Origin of the sequence: Fulvivirga aurantia (assembly GCF_009711475.1) — a bacterium.
Lineage (GTDB): Bacteria > Bacteroidota > Bacteroidia > Cytophagales > Cyclobacteriaceae > Fulvivirga > Fulvivirga aurantia.
In genome coordinates, this window is record NZ_SMMD01000258.1 from 1 (window position 1) to 1,371 (window position 1,371).

Genomic DNA, 1,371 nt, shown 5'->3' on the forward strand with positions numbered 1-1,371 from the left:
AATTATGGAAATTGATATCTCAGACTTAAAGCGAATAACAGAGTTAGTGAAGACTAATCATAGTTATGACTTCACCAACTATGCGATGTCGTCATTCAAGAGGAGAATAGTGAGAATTTTAGAGATGCACAACCTTACCATTGATGCATTAATAAAGAAGCTTTATGACAAAAATTTTCTCGAAGAATTCTTAACAGAAATCACCGTAAACGTAACGGAAATGTTTAGAGACCCTCCTTTTTGGAGAGTTTTGAGAGACGACATTATACCAGCGATTCTATTAAATCATCAAAAGATCAGAATTTGGCATGCAGGCTGCTCTTCAGGGGAAGAAGTTTTCTCCATGGCTATTATGCTAAAGGAAATGGGCATATTAGATAGCGTATCGCTAATTGCCACAGATCTTGACACCGAAATATTGAATAGAGCAAAGTCTGGTGTCTATAACCTTAAGTCGATGGAGCTTAATGAAAAAAATTACATCAGATACCAAGGTACGGGCACGCTTAAAGATTACTATAAAGAGGTAAACGGCACGGCTGTGCTTGATCCTGGTCTTGTAGAAAATGTCTCTTATAGAAAACATGACCTCGTTTTAGGAGATGTTTTTAATAAATTCGACCTCATTCTTTGTAGAAATGTTATGATCTACTTCAACCAAACACTACAAAACGAGGTGCTCAAAAAATTTCACGAAAGTTTATTTAAATATGGCTATTTGGCCATCGGCTCTAAGGAATCTCTTATTTGGTGTGATATTGCCAACAAATTTATTGTGGTAAACAACGAGGAGAAAGTGTATAAGAAAATTAAAGACTGAGAGACTGTTTGTATCAGAGGATGGGTCAATATAATTTACATAATAGATATAAGGCCGTTGTCATCGGTGGGTCTGCAGGAAGTTTCCAGGGTATCGTCAAAATTCTATCCTCACTTCCAGCTAATTTTCCTTTGCCTATTATTATGTGTCTGCACAGACTTAAGCATGTGCGAAACGGCTTTGTAGAAGCTTTGTCAATAAAAAGTATTGCAGAAGTTACTGAGCCTTACGATAAAGAGAATATTAAAAAAGGTAAAGTATATTTAGCTCCTGCAAACTATCACATGTCTATAGAACTTGGAAATTATTTCGGGTTGTCTACAGAGAGAATGTATAACAACTCTAGGCCAGCTATAGACATTACGCTCAATACCGCGGCTTATGTTTACAGAGATAAATTAATAGGTATTTTACTTTCTGGCGCCAATCGAGACGGGGGCTTAGGAATGAAAAGTATTAAAGATAGAAAAGGGCTCACAATCGTTCAGGAGCCATCAGAGTGTATGATTGATACGATGCCAAAGGCAGCATTAAATCTCACAACCATTGAC

At 36.8% G+C, this 1,371-nt stretch carries 2 protein-coding genes; both read left to right on the forward strand.

Annotated elements, in window-relative coordinates:
- Positions 1–4 precede the first annotated feature (4 nt).
- Complete coding sequence (locus E1176_RS00935) at positions 5–820, forward strand: CheR family methyltransferase (RefSeq protein WP_155208717.1); 816 nt, start codon at positions 5–7, stop codon at positions 818–820.
- Positions 821–840: 20 nt separating this feature from the next.
- Positions 841–1,371 (forward strand): chemotaxis protein CheB (locus E1176_RS00940; protein WP_155208716.1); only part of this gene is annotated, 531 nt, incomplete at its 3' end.

What these genes read in the sequence shown, in the direction of transcription:
- E1176_RS00935 (WP_155208717.1), top strand. Translation starts at nt 5, where the DNA reads ATGGAAATTGATATCTCAGACTTAAAGCGAATAACAGAGTTAGTGAAG.